Origin of the sequence: Comamonas aquatica NBRC 14918 (assembly GCF_000739875.1) — a bacterium.
Lineage (GTDB): Bacteria > Pseudomonadota > Gammaproteobacteria > Burkholderiales > Burkholderiaceae_C > Comamonas > Comamonas aquatica.
This window is the reverse complement of record NZ_BBJR01000051.1, coordinates 1-17,905: the sequence shown is the minus strand read 5'-3', so window position 1 is coordinate 17,905 and position 17,905 is coordinate 1. Positions and strand designations below refer to the sequence as shown.

The 17,905-nt window shown below is 61.3% G+C and carries 25 protein-coding genes and 2 tRNA genes; 24 read left to right on the top strand and 3 right to left on the bottom strand.

Annotated elements, in window-relative coordinates:
* The first annotated feature begins 193 nt into the window (after nt 1-193).
* From CA2_RS12205 to CA2_RS12105, 21 genes are all read left to right on the top strand, one after another.
* Nucleotides 194-1,789: a glycerol-3-phosphate dehydrogenase/oxidase gene (locus CA2_RS12205; protein WP_042417473.1), complete on the top strand. Its 1,596-nt coding sequence runs from the start codon at nt 194-196 to the stop codon at nt 1,787-1,789.
* Between the two features lie 392 nt (nt 1,790-2,181).
* Nucleotides 2,182-2,550 (top strand): 50S ribosomal protein L14, encoded by a 369-nt coding sequence (rplN, locus tag CA2_RS12200; RefSeq protein ID WP_042417471.1) that lies wholly within the window; start codon nt 2,182-2,184, stop codon nt 2,548-2,550.
* 9 nt (nt 2,551-2,559) lie between these two features.
* On the top strand, nt 2,560-2,877 hold the full coding sequence (gene rplX / locus CA2_RS12195; protein WP_042417467.1) for a 50S ribosomal protein L24: 318 nt from the start codon (nt 2,560-2,562) through the stop codon (nt 2,875-2,877).
* A gap of 10 nt (nt 2,878-2,887) precedes the next feature.
* Complete coding sequence (gene rplE / locus CA2_RS12190; RefSeq protein WP_042417462.1) at nt 2,888-3,427, top strand: 50S ribosomal protein L5; 540 nt, start codon at nt 2,888-2,890, stop codon at nt 3,425-3,427.
* Nucleotides 3,428-3,435: 8 nt separating this feature from the next.
* Complete coding sequence (gene rpsN / locus CA2_RS12185; RefSeq protein WP_042417459.1) at nt 3,436-3,741, top strand: 30S ribosomal protein S14; 306 nt, start codon at nt 3,436-3,438, stop codon at nt 3,739-3,741.
* Nucleotides 3,742-3,761: 20 nt separating this feature from the next.
* Complete coding sequence (gene rpsH, locus CA2_RS12180) at nt 3,762-4,157, top strand: 30S ribosomal protein S8 (RefSeq protein WP_042417456.1); 396 nt, start codon at nt 3,762-3,764, stop codon at nt 4,155-4,157.
* 24 nt (nt 4,158-4,181) lie between these two features.
* Nucleotides 4,182-4,715 carry a 50S ribosomal protein L6 gene (rplF, locus tag CA2_RS12175; protein WP_042417452.1) on the top strand — a complete coding sequence of 178 codons (534 nt, stop codon included), beginning with the start codon at nt 4,182-4,184 and terminating at the stop codon, nt 4,713-4,715.
* Nucleotides 4,716-4,726: 11 nt separating this feature from the next.
* Nucleotides 4,727-5,092 (top strand): 50S ribosomal protein L18, encoded by a 366-nt coding sequence (gene rplR, locus CA2_RS12170; RefSeq protein ID WP_042417449.1) that lies wholly within the window; start codon nt 4,727-4,729, stop codon nt 5,090-5,092.
* A 15-nt stretch (nt 5,093-5,107) separates the two neighbouring features.
* Nucleotides 5,108-5,626, top strand: a complete 519-nt coding sequence (gene rpsE, locus CA2_RS12165) for a 30S ribosomal protein S5 (protein WP_042417446.1) — start codon at nt 5,108-5,110, stop codon at nt 5,624-5,626.
* 13 nt (nt 5,627-5,639) lie between these two features.
* Nucleotides 5,640-5,822 carry a 50S ribosomal protein L30 gene (rpmD, locus tag CA2_RS12160; RefSeq protein ID WP_042417443.1) on the top strand — a complete coding sequence of 61 codons (183 nt, stop codon included), beginning with the start codon at nt 5,640-5,642 and terminating at the stop codon, nt 5,820-5,822.
* 11 nt (nt 5,823-5,833) lie between these two features.
* Complete coding sequence (gene rplO, locus CA2_RS12155; protein WP_042417579.1) at nt 5,834-6,265, top strand: 50S ribosomal protein L15; 432 nt, start codon at nt 5,834-5,836, stop codon at nt 6,263-6,265.
* Between the two features lie 22 nt (nt 6,266-6,287).
* Nucleotides 6,288-7,601 (top strand): preprotein translocase subunit SecY, encoded by a 1,314-nt coding sequence (gene secY / locus CA2_RS12150; protein ID WP_042417440.1) that lies wholly within the window; start codon nt 6,288-6,290, stop codon nt 7,599-7,601.
* Nucleotides 7,602-7,739: 138 nt separating this feature from the next.
* The gene (gene rpmJ, locus CA2_RS12145) at nt 7,740-7,853 is read left to right on the top strand and encodes a 50S ribosomal protein L36 (RefSeq protein WP_003050535.1); all 114 of its coding nucleotides are present in this window, start codon (nt 7,740-7,742) and stop codon (nt 7,851-7,853) included.
* A gap of 22 nt (nt 7,854-7,875) precedes the next feature.
* Nucleotides 7,876-8,241: a 30S ribosomal protein S13 gene (rpsM, locus tag CA2_RS12140; protein WP_042417430.1), complete on the top strand. Its 366-nt coding sequence runs from the start codon at nt 7,876-7,878 to the stop codon at nt 8,239-8,241.
* A 17-nt stretch (nt 8,242-8,258) separates the two neighbouring features.
* On the top strand, nt 8,259-8,660 hold the full coding sequence (rpsK, locus tag CA2_RS12135) for a 30S ribosomal protein S11 (protein WP_042417426.1): 402 nt from the start codon (nt 8,259-8,261) through the stop codon (nt 8,658-8,660).
* A 91-nt stretch (nt 8,661-8,751) separates the two neighbouring features.
* Nucleotides 8,752-9,375 carry a 30S ribosomal protein S4 gene (gene rpsD / locus CA2_RS12130; protein WP_042417422.1) on the top strand — a complete coding sequence of 208 codons (624 nt, stop codon included), beginning with the start codon at nt 8,752-8,754 and terminating at the stop codon, nt 9,373-9,375.
* Between the two features lie 117 nt (nt 9,376-9,492).
* Nucleotides 9,493-10,494, top strand: a complete 1,002-nt coding sequence (locus CA2_RS12125; RefSeq protein WP_042417419.1) for a DNA-directed RNA polymerase subunit alpha — start codon at nt 9,493-9,495, stop codon at nt 10,492-10,494.
* Nucleotides 10,495-10,620: 126 nt separating this feature from the next.
* Nucleotides 10,621-11,001: a 50S ribosomal protein L17 gene (gene rplQ / locus CA2_RS12120; protein WP_042417416.1), complete on the top strand. Its 381-nt coding sequence runs from the start codon at nt 10,621-10,623 to the stop codon at nt 10,999-11,001.
* 24 nt (nt 11,002-11,025) lie between these two features.
* A tRNA-Met gene (locus CA2_RS12115) sits at nt 11,026-11,102 on the top strand.
* A gap of 158 nt (nt 11,103-11,260) precedes the next feature.
* Nucleotides 11,261-11,337: transfer RNA gene (locus tag CA2_RS12110), tRNA-Met, on the top strand.
* A 456-nt stretch (nt 11,338-11,793) separates the two neighbouring features.
* Nucleotides 11,794-13,044: an Hsp70 family protein gene (locus CA2_RS12105; RefSeq protein WP_042417413.1), complete on the top strand. Its 1,251-nt coding sequence runs from the start codon at nt 11,794-11,796 to the stop codon at nt 13,042-13,044.
* A gap of 108 nt (nt 13,045-13,152) precedes the next feature.
* Here the strand turns inward: CA2_RS12105 and rsmI are convergent, their stop codons facing one another.
* Nucleotides 13,153-14,076 carry a 16S rRNA (cytidine(1402)-2'-O)-methyltransferase gene (rsmI, locus tag CA2_RS12100; RefSeq protein WP_042417411.1) on the bottom strand — a complete coding sequence of 308 codons (924 nt, stop codon included), beginning with the start codon at nt 14,074-14,076 and terminating at the stop codon, nt 13,153-13,155.
* On the opposite strand from rsmI, the gene CA2_RS12095 reads away from it, so the two are divergent.
* The 3 genes from CA2_RS12095 (at nt 14,076) to CA2_RS12085 (ending at nt 15,844) form a co-directional block, all read left to right on the top strand.
* Nucleotides 14,076-14,474, top strand: coding sequence for a YraN family protein (locus tag CA2_RS12095; protein WP_042417409.1), 399 nt, complete (start codon nt 14,076-14,078; stop codon nt 14,472-14,474). The two genes, rsmI and CA2_RS12095, sit on opposite strands and share 1 nt — an antisense overlap.
* Before the next feature lie 114 nt (nt 14,475-14,588).
* A complete protein-coding gene (locus CA2_RS12090) occupies nt 14,589-15,185 on the top strand; it encodes an SIS domain-containing protein (protein WP_042417407.1) in 597 nt (198 codons plus the stop codon).
* Nucleotides 15,185-15,844 carry a BON domain-containing protein gene (locus CA2_RS12085; RefSeq protein WP_042417405.1) on the top strand — a complete coding sequence of 220 codons (660 nt, stop codon included), beginning with the start codon at nt 15,185-15,187 and terminating at the stop codon, nt 15,842-15,844. Before CA2_RS12090 ends, CA2_RS12085 begins: the two co-directional genes overlap by 1 nt.
* A 63-nt stretch (nt 15,845-15,907) precedes the next feature.
* Here CA2_RS12085 and CA2_RS12080 read toward each other — a convergent pair whose 3' ends face one another.
* A complete protein-coding gene (locus CA2_RS12080) occupies nt 15,908-17,044 on the bottom strand; it encodes a PilT/PilU family type 4a pilus ATPase (protein ID WP_042417402.1) in 1,137 nt (378 codons plus the stop codon).
* A 24-nt stretch (nt 17,045-17,068) separates the two neighbouring features.
* Nucleotides 17,069-17,905, bottom strand: an 837-nt coding sequence (locus CA2_RS12075; RefSeq protein WP_042417400.1) for a type IV pilus twitching motility protein PilT, incomplete at its 5' end; no start/stop codon positions are given.

The window sequence follows — 17,905 nt, the reverse complement described above, 5'->3', positions numbered from 1 at the left end:
TTGGGGCTGGAGTATCCTAAAACCGAAAGCAAAATAATGAAAATCGAAAGAAACCAATCACAAACGAGCAAAAAGCATGACAATATGTGCTATGCGCTGGACCCGCCGGGGCGGCGCGCAGGATCGGCATGCACTGACGCCCCCGTTCCTGCTGATTGATTACCCTCAGACACCTGCTCAGTCCTGAAGCGCCATGACGATTGCCACCACGCCCCTGACCACCGATCGTGCCGAATTATTGGCCCGCTTGGCCCAACCGGAAACCTACGATCTGCTGATTATCGGCGGTGGAGCCACGGGCCTGGGCACGGCCGTGGATGCGGCGGCCCGCGGCTTCAAGGTGGCGCTGGTGGAGTCGCACGACTTCGCCAAGGGCACCTCTTCGCGCGCCACCAAGCTGGTGCACGGCGGCGTGCGCTACCTGGCCCAGGGCAATGTGTCCCTGGTGCGCGAAGCCCTGCACGAGCGCAGCACCCTGCTGAACAACGCGCCACACCTGGCCCAGCCGCTGCCGTTTGTGATGCCGTCCTACCGCCTGCTGGATACGCCGTTCTACGGCGCCGGCCTGAAGATGTACGACGCGCTGGCCGGCAAGGACGGCCTGGGCCGCACCGAATTCCTCAGCAAGGACAAGACCCTGCGCCTGCTGCCCACGGTGCGCACCGACCACCTCAAGGGCGGGGTGAAGTACTGGGACGGCCAGTTCGACGATGCGCGCCTGGCGCTGGCGCTGGCCCGCACGGCCGCGGCCAAGGGTGCGCTGCTGGTGAACTACTGCCCCGCCAAGGAACTGCTGCACGAAGGCGGCAAGGTGGTGGGCGCGGTCTGCGAGGACGCCGAGACCGGCAGCCGCTACGCCGTGCGCGCCAAGTGCGTGGTCAATGCCACCGGCCCCTGGGTGGATGCACTGCGCCAGCAGGATGCCGAGTTGCTGGGCAAGCCCGTTAAGCCCATGGTCGCGCCCAGCCAGGGCGTGCACGTGGTCGTGGACCGCGAATTCCTGCCCTCCGACCACGCCCTGCTGGTGCCCAAGACCGCCGACGGCCGCGTGCTGTTTGCCGTGCCCTGGCTGGGCAAGGTCATCCTGGGCACCACCGACACGCCGCGCCACGACCTGGCGCGTGAGCCCCAGGCCTTCGAGGAAGAGATTGAATTCATCCTCAAGGAAGCCGGCAACTACCTGTGCCGCCGCCCCTCGCGCGCCGATGTGCGCAGCATCTGGGTGGGCATGCGTCCCCTGGTCAAGCCCCAGGACGACGATGGCGAGAACACCAAGAAAATCAGCCGCGAACACACGGTGATGACCAGCAAGTCCGGTCTGGTGACCGTGACCGGCGGCAAATGGACCACTTACCGCGCTATGGCCGAGGACGTGCTGCAGGAGTGCTTCGAGCAAAAGCTCCTGCCGGGCCGCGTTGGCGGCGTGACCGTCAAGCTGCCGCTGGTCGGCGCCCCCAAGCCCGAGCAGGTCAAGCACCGCATGAATGCGGCCCAGGGCGAGCACATCTACGGCACCGAAGCCGCCGCCGTGCACAGCCTGCCCGGCGCCGGCCAGCGCCTGGCCGAAGGCCTGAGCGAGGCCATGGTGCGTTTCGCGGCGCGCTACGAGTACGCCCGCACCGTCGAGGACGTGCTGGCCCGTCGCAGCCGCCTGCTGTTCCTGGATGCCCGCCTGGCTGCCCAGGTGGCGCCGCGCGTGGCCGAGATCCTGCAGCAGGAGCTGCCCGGTGTTGACGTCAAGCTGGCCGACTTCCTGGCCTTGTGCCAGCAGTACCGCCTGGCGGCCTGACCTCCCAACCTCCCGATTGCCAGGGTTGTGGCGCCGACTGCTTCCGAATCAGGAGCGGTCGGCGCTTTTTTATGGCGGATTCTGTCTTTAAAGTCCTTTGAAACTGCCGCTGGATAAGCGCAAGCAGCTATGTTTTTTATAACTGCGGCGTGGCAGGCCGTCAGCCCCGCAGGCCAGCTGGTTTTTGTGCGCTAAGCAGTTGACACGCAAGGATTTTCCTGCGATACTCCTCTGCTTCACGTGTAAAAGCGTGAAAGTTCTGCCCAGCGGGAAGCCTTTTGGAATGGTCCAGAAGGTGGACGACGGGCCCAAGACTGACCGGCTGCTCGTTCGGCCCTTGAGAAGTTCTCTGGGGCTGTCCGGGTCTGCTGGAGCAAGTTGGGAATATTGAAATGATCCAAACAGAATCTCGGTTAGAGGTTGCCGATAACACGGGCGCGAAGTCTGTTCAGTGCATTAAGGTGCTGGGCGGTTCTCATCGTCGTTACGCAAGTGTTGGCGACATCATCAAAGTGAGCATCAAAGAAGCCGCTCCCCGTGGCCGCGTCAAAAAAGGCGAGGTCTACAGTGCTGTGGTCGTCCGTACCGCCAAGGGCATCCGCCGTGGCGACGGTTCTTTGGTGAAGTTCGATGGCAATGCTGCCGTTCTGCTGAACGCCAAGCTGGAGCCTATCGGCACTCGTATTTTTGGCCCCGTGACCCGTGAACTGCGTACCGAAAAGTTCATGAAGATCGTGTCCCTGGCACCTGAAGTTCTCTAAGGAAGCACCATGAACAAGATTCGCAAGGGCGACAAAGTCATCGTGCTGACCGGCCGTGACAAGGGTAAGCAAGGCGTGGTGACTCAGCGCGTTGACGATTCGCATCTGTTGATCGAAGGCGTGAACCTGGTCAAGAAGCACGTCAAGCCAAACCCCATGAAGGGCACCACCGGCGGTATCGTGGAAAAGGCCATGCCTATCCACCAATCCAACGTGGCTATCTTCAATGCAGCGACTGGCAAGGCCGATCGCGTGGGCATCAAGGTGAACGCCGATGGCGCACGTGTTCGCGTGTTCAAGTCCAATGGCGCTGAAATCGCCGCCTAAGGAGTAACACATGGCACGTTTGCAAAAACTCTATCGCGAAAAGATCGCGGCCGAACTGAAGGAAAAGTTCGGTTACACCTCCTCCATGGAAGTGCCCCGTCTGACCAAGATCACCCTGAACATGGGTGTGAGCGAAGCCGTGGCCGACAAGAAGGTGATGGACAACGCCGTGGCTGACCTGACCAAGATTGCTGGTCAAAAGCCCGTGGTGACCAAGGCCAAGAAGGCTATCGCTGGTTTCAAGATCCGTGAAGGCCAAGCGATTGGCTGCATGGTGACCCTGCGTGGCGTTCAAATGTACGAATTCCTGGACCGCTTCGTGACCGTGGCTCTGCCCCGCGTGCGCGACTTCCGTGGTATCTCGGGTCGTTCGTTCGACGGTCGCGGCAACTACAACGTCGGCGTCAAAGAACAGATCATCTTCCCTGAAATCGAATACGACAAAGTGGATGCTCTGCGTGGTCTGAATATCAGCATCACGACGACCGCGAAGACTGACGACGAGTGCAAGGCACTGCTCGCAGCGTTCAAATTCCCCTTCAAGAACTGAGGTGGCGCATGGCTAAGAAAGCTTTGATCGAGCGCGAACTGAAGCGCGAAAAGCTGGCAGCTAAGTACGCTGCCAAGTACGCAGAACTGAAGGCAATCGCCGGCGACGCCAAGCGTTCCGACGAAGAGCGTGATGCAGCCCGTCTGGGTCTGCAGAAGCTGCCCCGCAACGCCAACCCTACTCGCCAACGTAACCGTTGCGAAATCACTGGTCGTCCACGTGGCACATTCCGTCAATTCGGTCTGGGTCGCGCCAAGATCCGTGAACTGGCCTTTGCTGGCGACATCCCCGGTGTCACCAAGGCCAGCTGGTAAGCAAGCAGGAGAGATACAAGATGAGCATGAGTGATCCTATCGCCGACTTGCTGACCCGTATTCGCAACGCCCAAATGGTGTCCAAGGCCACTGTGTCGGTTCCTTCCTCCAAGGTGAAGGTTGCCATCGCACAGGTGCTGAAGGATGAGGGCTATGTTGACGGTTTTGAAGTCAAGACCGAAGACGGCAAGTCTGAACTCGTTATTACCCTGAAGTACTACGCCGGTCGCCCTGTGATCGAGCGTATCGAACGTGTGAGCCGTCCTGGCCTGCGCGTGTACAAGGGGCGTGACGCAATTCCCCAAGTCATGAACGGCTTGGGCGTGGCCATCGTCACCACCCCCAAGGGCGTGATGACCGATCGCAAGGCGCGTGCTACCGGTGTCGGTGGCGAAGTGCTGTGCTATGTGGCCTAACGGACATTAAGGAGAAATACTGAAATGTCTCGCGTAGCAAAAGCAAACGTGACCATCCCCGCAGGCGTGGATGTGTCGATGACTGCTGAGACCATCAAGGTCAAGGGCAAGGGCGGCGAGCTGTCCCTGGCACTGAACCCCCAAGTGGTGATCAGCAACAACGAAGGCAAGCTGTCTTTCGTTCCCGCCAACGACTCCCGTGATGCTGACGCACTGGCCGGTACTTTCCGCCAGCTGGTCAACAACATGGTCAAGGGCGTGACCGAAGGCTTCGAAAAGAAGCTGACTCTGATCGGTGTGGGCTACAAGGCCGCCGTGCAGGGTACCAAGCTGAACCTGGCTGTGGGTTACTCGCACCCAGTGAACTTCGAAATGCCTGCCGGCATCACTATCACTACCCCTACCCCCACGGAAGTGGTGGTCAAGGGTGCTGACCGCCAGGCGGTGGGTCAGCTGGCTGCTGAGATCCGCGCCGTTCGTCCTCCCGAGCCTTACAAGGGCAAGGGCATCCGTTATGCGGATGAGAAGGTCGTGATCAAAGAGACCAAGAAGAAGTAAGGAGCTGCAATATGTTGACCAAGAAAGAGCAGCGTCTGCGTCGTGCACGCCAAACACGTATCCGCATTGCACAGCAAGGCGTGGCGCGTCTGAGCGTGAACCGCACGAACCTCCACATCTACGCCAGCGTCTTCTCCGAAGACGGCACCAAGGTGTTGGCCACAGCTTCGACTGCCGAAGCCTCCGTGCGCGCACAACTGGGCGCCGCTGGCAAGGGTGGCAACGTGGCTGCCGCCACACAAATCGGCAAGCTGATTGCCGAGCGTGCTAAGGCTGCCGGCGTTGAGAAAGTGGCTTTCGATCGCGCTGGTTTCGCATACCACGGCCGCGTGAAGGCTTTGGCAGAAGCCGCCCGTGAAGCGGGCCTGCAGTTCTAAGCGGAGCGGACAAAAATGGCAAAGTTTTCCCCCAAGGTGCAAGACGAAGGTCGTGACGACGGTCTGCGCGAAAAAATGATCGCGGTGAACCGCGTCACCAAGGTTGTGAAGGGCGGTCGTATCCTCGGCTTCGCTGCACTGACCGTGGTTGGCGACGGTGATGGCCGCGTTGGCATGGGTAAGGGCAAGTCCAAGGAAGTGCCTGCAGCTGTGCAAAAGGGCATGGAAGAGTCCCGTCGCAACATGATGAAGGTGTCGCTCAAGAGCGGCACCATCCACCACTCCGTGGTGGGTCACCATGGCGCGGCTCGTGTGGAACTGCACCCTGCCCCCAAGGGTACCGGCATCATCGCTGGCGGCCCTATGCGCGCTGTGTTCGAAGTGGTCGGTATCACCGACATCGTGGCCAAGAGCCATGGTTCTTCGAACCCCTACAACATGGTTCGCGCCACTTTTGACGCGCTGAAGAACTCCACAACCCCTTCGGAAGTGGCAGCTAAGCGTGGCAAGTCGGTCGAAGACCTGTTCGTCTGATCGGAGTCAGCACATGTCTACACAACAAACCATCAAGGTTCAGCTGGTCCGTAGCCCCATCGGTACCAAGGAAGACCACCGCGCTACTGTGCGTGGCCTGGGTCTGCGCAAGCTGAACAGCGTCAGCGAACTGCAGGACACCCCTGCTGTGCGCGGCATGATTAACAAGATCGCCTACTTGGTGAAGGTTCTCTGAAAGGATTGATGATGGAACTCAATAGCATCAAGCCTGCAGAAGGCGCCAAGCACGCCAAGCGTCGCGTGGGCCGCGGTATCGGTTCCGGTCTGGGTAAGACCGCCGGTCGTGGTCACAAGGGTCAGAAGTCGCGTTCGGGTGGCTACCACAAGGTGGGCTTCGAAGGCGGTCAGATGCCTTTGCAGCGCCGTTTGCCCAAGCGTGGCTTCAAGTCGATGACACTGAAGTTCAACGCCGAAGTGACACTGACTGCTCTGGAGCAACTGGGTCTGGCGGAAGTCGACGTCGCGGTTCTGAAGCAAGCTGGTCTGGTGGCCGCCAACGCCCAAGTGGTGAAGGTCATCAAGAGCGGTGAGCTGTCCAAGGCTGTCAAGCTGAACGGCGTTGCCGCTACAGCTGGCGCCAAGGCCGCCATCGAAGCTGCTGGTGGCAGCATCGCCTGATTAAGTTCTGAAAGAGACATCCGTGGCTACTAGCGCAGCTCAAATTGCAAAAACCGGCAAGTTTGGCGACTTGCGTCGTCGACTGGTTTTTCTGCTGCTTGCGCTGGTCGTGTACCGCATCGGGGCACATATCCCCGTGCCGGGCATCGATCCAGCGCAGCTGCAGCAGCTGTTCAATGGCCAGCAGGGCATTCTCAACCTGTTCAACATGTTCTCGGGTGGAGCGCTCTCGCGCTTCACAGTGTTCGCACTGGGGATCATGCCGTACATCTCGGCATCGATCATCATGCAGCTGATGACCTATGTCGTCCCCACATTTGAGCAGCTGAAAAAAGAAGGTGAAGCGGGTCGTCGCAAGATTACCCAGTACACCCGCTATGGCACTTTGGCTCTGGCAATTTTTCAGTCGTTGGGTATTGCTGTGGCTCTGGAAAGCTCTCCAGGTCTGGTGCTGGATCCAGGCTTTGGCTTCCGCCTCACGGCGGTGGTCAGCCTGACTGCCGGCACCCTGTTCCTGATGTGGCTCGGTGAACAGATCACGGAACGTGGTCTTGGCAACGGCATCTCGATCCTGATTTTTGCTGGTATTGCCGCAGGCTTGCCCAGCTCGATCGGTGGTCTGTTGGAGCTGGTGCGCACTGGTGCCATGAGCATCCTGGCCGCGATCTTCATTGTCCTCGTAGTGGCAGCCGTGACGTACTTCGTCGTGTTTGTCGAGCGCGGTCAGCGTAAGATCCTGGTGAATTACGCACGCCGCCAAGTCGGCAACAAGGTGTATGGTGGTCAGTCTTCGCACTTGCCACTGAAGTTGAACATGGCCGGGGTCATTCCTCCCATCTTCGCTTCCTCGATCATCTTGCTGCCAGCAACCGTGGTGAATTGGTTCAGTGCAGGGGAATCCATGCGCTGGTTGAAGGACATTGCATCGACGTTGACCCCCGGTCAGCCGATTTATGTGATGCTCTACGCAGCCGCCATCATTTTCTTCTGCTTCTTCTATACGGCACTCGTGTTTAATAGCCGCGAGACCGCTGATAATCTGAAGAAGAGTGGTGCTTTCATCCCTGGCATTCGTCCCGGCGACCAGACAGCACGCTACATTGACAAAATTCTGGTGCGTCTGACATTGGCTGGCGCCGTCTACATCACGTTTGTGTGTCTGTTGCCCGAGTTCTTGATCCTGAAGTACAACGTTCCGTTCTACTTCGGTGGTACATCGCTGCTGATTATTGTGGTGGTGACCATGGACTTCATGGCGCAAGTGCAAAACTACATGATGTCGCAGCAGTATGAGTCCCTTCTGAAGAAGGCTAACTTCAAGGCATCAGGTCACTGAGATATGAAGGCCATCCCCCCGGCCCAGGTCGGGAGGAATCCAACAACAGGCAAGTATGAGTGCTCTGCGCTCTTTCACGGTCACAGGCAGTGTCCAGGTGGAAAGAGTGGAACGGATGCAAAGTTTTAGGAGAATGAAATGAGAGTTTCGGCTTCGGTCAAGAAAATCTGCCGCAACTGCAAGATCATCCGCCGCAAGGGTGTGGTGCGCGTGATCTGCACAGACCAGCGTCATAAGCAGCGCCAGGGCTGATTGAAAGTATTAGAGGACTAATATGGCACGTATTGCTGGTATTAACATCCCGCCCCACAAGCATGCTGAAATCGGCCTGACCGCCATTTACGGCATCGGTCGTACGACTGCTCGCAAGATCTGCGAAGCTTGCGGCATCGAGTACTCCAAGAAGATCAAGGAGTTGACGGACGCTGATCTGGAAAAGATCCGTGACCAGTTGGCTGGCATGACTCTGGAAGGTGACCTGCGTCGCGAAACCACGATGAACATCAAGCGTTTGATGGACATCGGTTGCTACCGCGGCTTCCGTCACCGTCGTGGTCTGCCTATGCGCGGTCAACGTACGCGCACCAATGCCCGCACCCGCAAGGGTCCGCGCAAGGGTGCAGCTGCACTGAAGAAATAAGGGATTGAGAGATCACTATGGCTAAGGCACAAAACAACGCTGCAGCACGCGTTCGCAAGAAAGTTCGCAAGAACATTTCCGACGGTATCGCGCATGTGCACGCTTCGTTCAACAACACGATCATCACCATCACCGACCGTCAGGGCAACGCTCTGTCGTGGGCTTCGTCGGGTGGCCAGGGCTTCAAGGGTTCGCGCAAGTCGACACCTTTCGCCGCTCAGGTTGCTTCCGAAGTGGCTGGTCGTGCTGCTATCGAACAGGGCATCAAGAACCTGGACGTCGAAATCAAGGGTCCCGGTCCTGGCCGTGAATCCTCGGTGCGCGCCCTGGGTGCCCTGGGTATCCGTATCACTTCCATCTCGGACGTGACACCGGTGCCTCACAACGGCTGCCGCCCTCAAAAGCGTCGTCGTATCTAATTTTTGTAAGCCCACCGCCACCCGGGGTGTGTCATAACATCCCGGGTGGCTCCCGTGTGTAAGCACGGTAGATGACATAAAGGAAGCTCAAGTGGCACGTTATCTCGGCCCCAAGGCCAAACTCTCCCGCCGTGAAGGCACCGACCTGTTCCTGAAGTCTGCTCGTCGCTCGATCGCTGACAAGGCGAAGTTTGACAGCAAGCCTGGCCAGCATGGCCGCACTTCGGGTCAGCGCACTTCTGACTATGGTCTGCAACTGCGCGAGAAGCAGAAGGTCAAGCGCATGTACGGCGTGCTGGAAAAGCAATTCCGCCGCTACTTCGAAGCTGCTGACCAGAAGAAGGGCAACACCGGTGCCAACCTGCTGGGTTTGCTGGAAACTCGTCTGGACAACGTCGTGTACCGTATGGGCTTCGGCTCGACACGCGCTGAAGCACGCCAGCTGGTGTCCCACAAGGCCATCACTGTGAACGGCCAATCCGTGAACATCCCTTCCTACCTGGTGAAGGCTGGTGACGTGGTGGCAGTTCGCGAAAAGTCCAAGAAGCAAGCCCGTATTGTTGAAGCCCTGCAACTGGCTCAGCAAGTGGGCTTCCCCGCTTGGGTGGAAGTGAGCCTGGACAAGGCAGAAGGTACCTTCAAGCAAGTGCCTGACCGCGACCAATTCGGTGCAGACATCAACGAATCCCTGATCGTTGAGTTGTACTCGCGTTAATCGTAGTTTCGGTTGAGCAATCAACCATCCCGTTCCTAAACCGCGAGGCATCGCGGTTTAGGTGCTTCACCAGCCTTACCGGTGTAACGAGCCGGGGGTATTGAGAGGAAGTTCTGCATGCAAACAAATCTGCTGAAACCCAAGACGATCAATGTTGAGCAGCTGGGTCACAACCGTGCCAAGGTGACTCTGGAGCCGTTCGAGCGTGGCTATGGCCATACGCTGGGCAACGCCCTGCGCCGCGTGCTGCTGTCGTCGATGGTGGGTTATGCAGCGACGGAAGTCACGATTGCTGGCGTGCTGCACGAGTACTCGTCCATCGATGGCGTGCAAGAAGATGTGACCAACATCCTCCTGAACCTGAAGGGCGTGGTGTTCAAACTGCACAACCGTGACGAAGTGACCCTGAGTCTGCGCAAGGATGGTGAAGGCGTGGTGACCGCACGCGACATCCAGACTCCCCATGACGTTGAGATCATCAATCCTGACCACGTGATCGCCCACCTGTCGCAAGGCGGCAAGCTGGACATGCAGATCAAGGTGGAACAAGGCCGTGGCTATGTGCCCGGCAACGTGCGCCGCTACGGTGACGAGTCGACGAAGTCGATCGGCCGTATCGTGCTGGATGCCTCGTTCTCGCCCGTGCGCCGCGTGAGCTACACCGTGGAATCCGCGCGTGTGGAACAGCGTACCGACCTGGACAAGCTGGTGGTGGAAATCGAAACCAACGGCGCCATCAACGCGGAAGACGCCGTGCGCGCTTCTGCCAAGATTTTGGTGGAACAGTTGGCGGTGTTTGCACAACTGGACGGCGAGTTCGGTGAAGGTGGCATCCTGGGTGGCGGCAACAGCAGCCGCTCGAGCGCTCAAACGTTCGATCCAATCCTGCTGCGTCCTGTGGACGAGCTGGAGCTGACCGTGCGTTCCGCCAACTGCCTGAAGGCAGAGAACATTTACTACATCGGTGACCTGATCCAGCGCACCGAGAACGAGCTGCTGAAGACTCCTAACCTGGGTCGTAAGTCGCTCAACGAAATCAAGGAAGTCCTGGCTTCCCGTGGCCTGACTTTGGGCATGAAGCTCGAGAATTGGCCACCAGCAGGCCTGGAAAAGCGTTAATTCGCGAGTCCGGCTATAATCGCTGGCTCTTTGCCTGAGAGGGTAAAGAGCCAGTTATTTTTACCACGTGCACCGGGCGGTACCTGATACGGCCATCCGACCAAACTATCTGAAAAGGAAAGCACCATGCGTCACGGCAACGGCCTCCGCAAACTGAACCGTACTTCTGCTCACCGCAAGGCGATGCTGCAGAACATGATGAACTCCTTGATCGAACACGAAGCGATCAAGACCACCGTGCCCAAGGCCAAGGAATTGCGCCGCGTGATCGAGCCCATGATCACTCTGGCCAAGGTCGACACCGTCGCCAACCGCCGTCTGGCGTTTGACCGCCTGCGCGACCGCGACAGCGTGACCAAGCTGTTCAACGTGCTGGGTCCCCGCAACGCACAGCGTCCCGGTGGCTACACACGCATCCTGAAGATGGGCTTCCGCGTGGGCGACAACGCCCCCATGGCTTACGTGGAATTGGTGGAGCAAGCCGCTGAAACCCAAGCTGTAGAATAATTCTGTGCTATAATTTGGATATATCGCGAGGTGGAGCAGTCTGGTAGCTCGTTGGGCTCATAACCCAAAGGTCGTTGGTTCAAATCCGGCCCTCGCAACCAAATCAAAAACCCTGTTGAAGCAATTCAACAGGGTTTTTTGTTGCGTGATTGGCTCCATCCGCCTGCGACGGCAGTTTGGTAGGGATGCGGCCTGGTATGCAGGGAAAGGCCTGATGAGGGCAGGCGAATTGCGGTTATGCGCTACAATGGATGCATATCGCGAGGTGGAGCAGTCTGGTAGCTCGTTGGGCTCATAACCCAAAGGTCGTTGGTTCAAATCCGGCCCTCGCAACCAGATCCAAAACCCTGCTGAAGAAATTCAGCAGGGTTTTTTGTTGTCTGAATGGGGAGGGCACCGCTGCAAAGCCTGGTGATAGCAGAGCAGCCGGTGCAGCCCAGAATGCGCCGCCGCCATGGCGAAAGCAAAGTCACCGGGCGTGGGTGGTGCTGGGGGCTCTCCGCTCTTTGTGCGTTGCGATAAGCCTCGGCGTAGTCAAACGCTGGGCAGCGCGGGTTCTATCGGGTGTTGGGGCAAAGACCGCCTCCATGCCTGGGGTGGTTCCTGGCGGGCCTGCAGATCTGGGCGCAGGCTGCCACAATGGCGCCCCTTTGTTGACCGCAGAATGCACAAAACCATAGCTTCTTGCGCTTGCACAACAAGGTGTTCAGGTGTTTTCATCTCTGAAATCCTTGTTGGGCAAGCGTTGGTAGCTCTTGTTTTATGCAGTCCGCCTGTTTGAATTTGCTTCGCATGCGCTTGCTTTCCCAGACCACGCTCGGTATCGATTTCGGCACTTCCAATTCCGCCATGGCGTGGCGCAGTGCCGGGCAGACGGCACAGCTGGTGCCGTTGGAAGGGCGTGCCGCCGCGATGCCGACGGCGCTGTTCTTCCACTACGAGGACCACAGCACGCACTACGGGCGCGATGCCATGCAGCAGTATCTGGCGGGCGAGGAGGGGCGGCTGATGCGCTCGCTCAAAAGCCTGCTGGGCAGCAGCCTGCTGCAGGACAAGACGGCGGTGCATGGCCAGTTGGTGAGTTACCAGGACATCATCGCCATCTTCCTGCGGCACCTCGCCGCCCAGGCGCAGGCCCACCTGGGCGGCATGCCGGAGCGCGTGGTACTGGGGCGGCCTGTGCACTTTGTGGACGGCAATCCCGAACGCGATGCGATGGCCCAGTCTTCGCTGGAGGCCGCGGCGCGTGCGGCGGGATTCCAGGAGGTGGCGTTCCAGCTGGAGCCGATTGCCGCAGCGCTGGACTACGAGCAGCGCCTGAGCTCGGAGGCCTGCATCCTGGTGGTCGACATTGGCGGGGGCACGTCGGACTTCACGGTGGTGCGCCTGGGGCCGCAGCATGCCCACAAGAGTGACCGCAGCCAGGACATCCTGGCGACCACGGGGGTGCACATCGGCGGCACCGATTTCGACCACAAGCTCAACGTGGCCGAGGTGCAGCCGCTGCTGGGCCTGGGGCACCACGGCCCCACGGGGCGCGAGGTGCCCAGCCGGGTGTTCTACGACCTGTCGACCTGGCACCTGATCCAGTGGCTGTACACCGCCAAGGCCTTGCGCGAGGCGGAAGCGCTGCGCACCGACTACAGCGATCGCCGGCTGCATGCCCGCCTGATGCGGGTGCTGCAGGAGCAGGCGGGCCACCGTCTGGCCGATGCCGTGGAGCAGGGCAAGATCACGGCTTCCAGCACCGCGGCCACGGCGCCGCTGGACCTGGGCTGGGTCGAAGAAGACCTGACCGCCGCCATCAGCCCTGCCAGCCTGGCCACGCATCTGCAACTGCAGCTGGCCGATGTGGTGCGCTGCGCCGAGGCCTGCGTGGCCCAGGCGGGGCTGCGGACCGACCAGATCACGGCCTTGTACCTGACCGGTGGTTCCTCGGCCTTGCAGACGCTGCGGGATGCGCTGGCGGTGGCGTTTCCGGCCACACCGCAGGTCGCTGGCGACCTGTTTGGGGGCGTGGCTTCGGGCTTGGCCTACGCCTGAGCCCAGATACAAGCCTGCCGCGCAGGCTGACGGGTGGGCGGTGCCCAGGACCGGCCCATCCCCGTGCTGTGTGCGCCCAGCCTCGCCGGGGGCAACCGAAGGAGACGGTCAGGCCTTGTCGGCTTCGCGCTTGATCTCCAGCGCGCGGTCGTACAACGTATTGCGGTGGCCGCCCGTGATCTCTGCCGTGAGTTTGACGGCGGTCTTGGTGGGCAGCTCTGCCAGCAGCAACCGCAGCACGCGCTCGGCGTCCCCGCCGTCCTGCTGCACCGCCACAGGGTGCAGCACCACCACAAACTCGCCCTTGCTGCGGGTGGCGTCGACGTCCAGCCACGCGGCCACGTCGTGGGCCGCATGGGTGCTGATCTGCTCGAACTGCTTGGTGATCTCGCGCGCCAGCGTCACCGGGCGCGGGCCCAGCACGGCCAGGGCCTTGGCCAGGTCCTGGATGCGGTGAGGCGCCTCCAGCAGCACGGTACAGCGCGGCTCGGCCGCCAGCTTGTGCACGGCCGCCTGGCGCTCGGCGTTCTTGGTGGGCAGAAAGCCGGCAAACACAAAGCCACCTTCGGTCTGACCGTGTGGCACGCAACCGGCCACGCTGAGGGCACTGGTGATGCTGCTGGCCCCGGGCAGGGGCATGGTGCGCAGGCCGGCGGCGGCCACGGCCGCGCACAGGCGGGCGCCTGGGTCGCTCACGCCGGGGGTGCCGGCATCGCTGACATACGCAATCCGCTGGCCCTGCTGCAGGCGGGTGATGATGCCGGCGGCCGCCTCGGCCTCGTTGTGCTGGTGCACGGCCAGCAACTGGTGGCCGGGGCGCTCCAGGCCGTAAGAGCGCAGCAGGCCCTGGGTGTGGCGCGTGTCTTCGCAGGCGATCGCGTCCACCCGTTGCAGCACATGCAGGGCGCGCAGCGAGATGTCGGCCAGATTGCCGATGGGCGTGGCCACCACGTACAGGCAAGCCTGGGGATAATTTTGGGAGGCAGCCGCATCATGCGCTGCTGTCAATGCCGAAGCGAAAGAGGCACTCAATGTTCTTCCTTGGGAAAAAGCCACAGACCGCCGCGCCGGCCACGGCCGCACAGTTGCGTGGCCGGGCGGGCGAGGACCGGGCCCTGGCGCATTTGCAGGCACGGGGCCTGCGCTTGCTGGTGCGCAATTATCAAGCGCCTGGGCGCGCAGGGGGCGAGATCGACCTGATCCTGCAGGATCCGCAGGGGACTGTGGTCTTCGTCGAAGTGCGCAGTCGCAGCCGTGCGGACTTTGGCGGGGCCGGTGGCAGCATCGGTGCGGCCAAGCGCCAGCGCGTGGTGGCGACGGCCCAGCATTGGTTGCAGCGGCACGGGGCCGCGTGCCCCTGCCGCTTCGATGTGGTGCTGATCGAGGGTGAGCAGTTGCAATGGCTGCAGGCCGCGTTTGATGCGGGCTAGTGGCCCGGGCGGGCCGACCGGCGGCGGGAACTTCAGAAAACGGTTGGCAATCCGACTCCGTGTTAACCGAACGCTACAAAATTCGACAAAGCACGCAGGTATCATCCCTATCCCATGCTTGAGCAACGAATCCAACAGCATTTCATTGACAGCGCCGACCTGAAATACCAGTCCGCGCAGTCCTTGAGTGCGCCCATTTCGGCGGCCGTCCAGGCCTTGCTGGCCTGCATCACCGGCGGTGGAAAAATCCTGGCCTGTGGCGCTGGCGTGTCGGCCAGCCAGGCCCAGATGTTTGCCAGCCTGTGCGTCAGCGGCTTTGAGCGCGACCGTCCCGAGCTGGCGGCCGTGGCCCTGTCGGCCGACAGCGGCTTCCTGGCCTCGGTGTCCGGCGCAGCGGGCCTGTCCGCCCACTACCTGGCGCGCCAGGTGCGGGCCCTGGGGCAGGCTAGCGATGTGCTGCTGGCCATTTCCATCACCGGCAATGACCACAGCCTGCTGGAAGCCGTGGAGGCCGCGCACGAGCGCGACATGATGGTGGTCGTGCTGACGGGCCACACCGGTGGTGCACTGGCCGCGCGCATGCGCGAGACCGATGTGCTGATCTGTGTGCCCCACGAACGCCCCGCACGTGTGCGGGAAACGCACGATCTGGTGCTGAACTGCCTGTGCGATGGGGTGGATACCCAATTGCTGGGCGAACAGGAGATGTGATGAAACGAGGATGGTGCCGTACAGGCTTGACCTTGGTGGCTGCTGGCGTGCTGGCTGGCAGCTTGACCGCCTGCGTCCCGCTGCTGCTGGGCGGCGGCGCGGTGACGACGGCCCTGGTGGCGTCGGATCGCCGCACCTCGGGCATGTACCTGGAGGACGAGCGGATCGAGCAAAGCGCTGCGGCCAAGCTGCGTGAAACGCTGAAGGAAGGGACACGCGCCAGCGTCACCAGCTTCAACCGCCTGGCGCTGGTGACGGGCGAGGTGCGCTCCGAGGCAGAAAAGGCCGAGGTCGGCCGCACCGTGGCCAGCGTGGAAAACGTGCGCAACGTGGTCAACGAGGTCGAGGTGGTGCCCTTCATTTCCTCCATCGGCCAGCGCAGCCGCGACACGCTGCTGACCAGCCAGGTGAAGGCCAGCCTCATCGATGCCAAGGATCTGCAGGCCAACACCATCAAGGTGGTGACGGAAATGAACGTGGTCTACCTGATGGGCATCGTCACCCCCCGCGAGGCCCAGCGTGCCGCCGAGATCGCCCGTGGCGTGAACAATGTGCGCAAGGTGGTGCGCGTGTTCGAGAACATTTCGGAGCAAGAGCTGGCCAGCTACAACACGCGCCAGCAGCCGGCACCGGTGGTGCAGGACCCCGCCGCGAAGTGAGCGCGTGGCCTGACCTCATAAAAAAGCCCGGCACTGCCGGGCTTTTTTGTGGAGCGCCAGGGATCACAGGATGCGGAAGTGCTCGGTACCCGCCGCTAGGTCGGTGTTGTGGGCACGTTTGCTGTGCAGCTTGATCTGCAGGCGCAGGTCGTTCACCGAGTCGGCGTTGCGCAGCGCATCCTCGTACATGACGGCGCCGCTTTCGTAGAGGTCGAACAGCGACTGGTCGAAGGTCTGCATGCCCAGCTCGCGACTTTTCTTCATGATTTCCTTGATTTCCACCACGTCGCCCTTGGCGATCAGGTCCGAGATCAGTGGGGTGTTGAGCATCACCTCCAGCGCGGCCACACGGCCCTGGCCGCCTTCTTTGGGCAGCAGGCGCTGCGAGATCATGGCGCGCAGGTTCAGCGACAGGTCCATCAGCAGTTGCTCGCGGCGCTCTTCCGGGAAGAAGTTGACGATGCGGTCCAGCGCCTGGTTGGCACTGTTGGCGTGCAGCGTGGCCAGGCACAGGTGGCCGGTTTCGGAGAACACGATGGCGTGCTCCATGGTTTCGCGGTCGCGGATTTCGCCCATCAGGATTACGTCGGGCGCCTGGCGCAGCGAGTTCTTGAGCGCCGCCTCCCAGCTGTCGGTGTCCAGCCCCACCTCGCGCTGGGTGATGATGCAGTTCTTGTGGGGGTGCACGAATTCGATGGGGTCTTCCACCGTGACGATGTGCCCCTCGGAGTGTTCGTTGCGCCAGTCCACCATGGCCGCCAGCGAGGTCGACTTGCCCGACCCGGTGGCCCCCACGAAGATGCACAGGCCGCGCTTGGTCATGGCCACCTCCTTCAGCACCTGGGGCAGGCCCATGCCGTCGATGGTGGGGATGTCGGCCGGAATGGTCCGCAGCACCATGCCCACGCGGCCCTGCTGGATGAAGGCGTTGATGCGGAAACGCCCGATGCCGGCGGGCGAGATGGCGAAGTTGCACTCCTTGGTGCGCTCGAATTCCGCCACCTGCTTGTCGCTCATGATGGAGCGTGCCAGCATCAGGGTGTGCGTGGGCACCAGCGGCTGGTCCATCAGCCGTGTGACCTTGCCGTCGACCTTGATGGCGGGCGGGAATTCGGCGGTGATGAACAGGTCGCTGCCCTTGCGCGCCACCATCAGCTTGAGGAGGTCATTGATGAATTTGCTGGCCTGATCGCGTTCCATGTCGCTCTTTCTGATCTACAGCGTTTAGCCGGGGAAGTTGTCCGGCGATTTGGCCTTGCCGCGCGCCTCGGCGGCGCTGATGACGTTGCGGCGCACCAGCTCGGTCAGGTTCTGGTCCAGGGTCTGCATGCCGACATTGCTGCCAGTCTGGATGGCGGAGTACATCTGGGCCACCTTGGCTTCGCGGATCAGGTTGCGGATGGCGCTGGTGCCCAGCATGATTTCGTGCGCCGCCACCCGGCCGTTGCCGTCCTTGGTCTTGCACAGCGTCTGCGAGATCACCGCCTGCAGGGACTCGGACAGCATGGCGCGCACCATTTCCTTTTCCTCGGCCGGAAACACGTCGATGATACGGTCGATGGTCTTGGCGGCGCTGGAGGTGTGCAGGGTGCCGAACACCAGGTGGCCGGTTTCGGCGGCCGTCATCGCCAGGCGGATGGTTTCCAGGTCACGCATTTCACCGACCAGGATGCAGTCCGGGTCTTCACGCAGCGCCGAACGCAGGGCCGCGGCAAAGGAGTGCGTCATCGGACCGACTTCGCGCTGGTTGACTAGGCATTTCTTGGAGTTGTGCACGAATTCGATGGGGTCTTCCACCGTCAGGATGTGGCCGTGCTCGCTGTTGTTGAGGTGGTCGACCATGGCCGCCAGCGTGGTCGACTTGCCCGAGCCGGTGGGGCCGGTGACCAGCACCAGCCCGCGCGGCTTGAGCGCCAGGTCGGCCAGAATTTTGGGCGCGTTCAGCTCTTCCAGCGTCAGCACCTTGCTGGGAATCGTGCGGAACACGGCGGCCGCACCGCGGTACTGGTTGAAGGCGTTGACACGGAAACGCGCCAGCCCGGCGATCTCGAATGAGAAGGA

Excerpts from the sequence above, each read along its gene's own strand:
- rpsE (WP_042417446.1), top strand. The coding sequence starts at position 5,108 with ATGGCAAAGTTTTCCCCCAAGGTGCAAGACGAAGGTCGTGACGACGGT.
- rpsM (WP_042417430.1), top strand. The coding sequence starts at position 7,876 with ATGGCACGTATTGCTGGTATTAACATCCCGCCCCACAAGCATGCTGAA.
- rpsK (WP_042417426.1), top strand. The coding sequence starts at position 8,259 with ATGGCTAAGGCACAAAACAACGCTGCAGCACGCGTTCGCAAGAAAGTT.
- rplR (WP_042417449.1), top strand. The coding sequence starts at position 4,727 with ATGTTGACCAAGAAAGAGCAGCGTCTGCGTCGTGCACGCCAAACACGT.
- rpmD (WP_042417443.1), top strand. The coding sequence starts at position 5,640 with ATGTCTACACAACAAACCATCAAGGTTCAGCTGGTCCGTAGCCCCATC.
- CA2_RS12090 (WP_042417407.1), top strand. The coding sequence starts at position 14,589 with ATGCTTGAGCAACGAATCCAACAGCATTTCATTGACAGCGCCGACCTG.
- rplQ (WP_042417416.1), top strand. The coding sequence starts at position 10,621 with ATGCGTCACGGCAACGGCCTCCGCAAACTGAACCGTACTTCTGCTCAC.
- CA2_RS12085 (WP_042417405.1), top strand. The coding sequence starts at position 15,185 with ATGAAACGAGGATGGTGCCGTACAGGCTTGACCTTGGTGGCTGCTGGC.
- CA2_RS12105 (WP_042417413.1), top strand. The coding sequence starts at position 11,794 with ATGCGCTTGCTTTCCCAGACCACGCTCGGTATCGATTTCGGCACTTCC.
- CA2_RS12205 (WP_042417473.1), top strand. The coding sequence starts at position 194 with ATGACGATTGCCACCACGCCCCTGACCACCGATCGTGCCGAATTATTG.
- rpsH (WP_042417456.1), top strand. The coding sequence starts at position 3,762 with ATGAGCATGAGTGATCCTATCGCCGACTTGCTGACCCGTATTCGCAAC.
- CA2_RS12125 (WP_042417419.1), top strand. The coding sequence starts at position 9,493 with ATGCAAACAAATCTGCTGAAACCCAAGACGATCAATGTTGAGCAGCTG.
- rplE (WP_042417462.1), top strand. The coding sequence starts at position 2,888 with ATGGCACGTTTGCAAAAACTCTATCGCGAAAAGATCGCGGCCGAACTG.
- CA2_RS12095 (WP_042417409.1), top strand. The coding sequence starts at position 14,076 with ATGTTCTTCCTTGGGAAAAAGCCACAGACCGCCGCGCCGGCCACGGCC.
- rpmJ (WP_003050535.1), top strand. The coding sequence starts at position 7,740 with ATGAGAGTTTCGGCTTCGGTCAAGAAAATCTGCCGCAACTGCAAGATC.
- rplO (WP_042417579.1), top strand. The coding sequence starts at position 5,834 with ATGGAACTCAATAGCATCAAGCCTGCAGAAGGCGCCAAGCACGCCAAG.
- rplF (WP_042417452.1), top strand. The coding sequence starts at position 4,182 with ATGTCTCGCGTAGCAAAAGCAAACGTGACCATCCCCGCAGGCGTGGAT.
- rplN (WP_042417471.1), top strand. The coding sequence starts at position 2,182 with ATGATCCAAACAGAATCTCGGTTAGAGGTTGCCGATAACACGGGCGCG.
- rpsN (WP_042417459.1), top strand. The coding sequence starts at position 3,436 with ATGGCTAAGAAAGCTTTGATCGAGCGCGAACTGAAGCGCGAAAAGCTG.
- CA2_RS12080 (WP_042417402.1), bottom strand. The coding sequence starts at position 17,044 with ATGGAACGCGATCAGGCCAGCAAATTCATCAATGACCTCCTCAAGCTG.
- rplX (WP_042417467.1), top strand. The coding sequence starts at position 2,560 with ATGAACAAGATTCGCAAGGGCGACAAAGTCATCGTGCTGACCGGCCGT.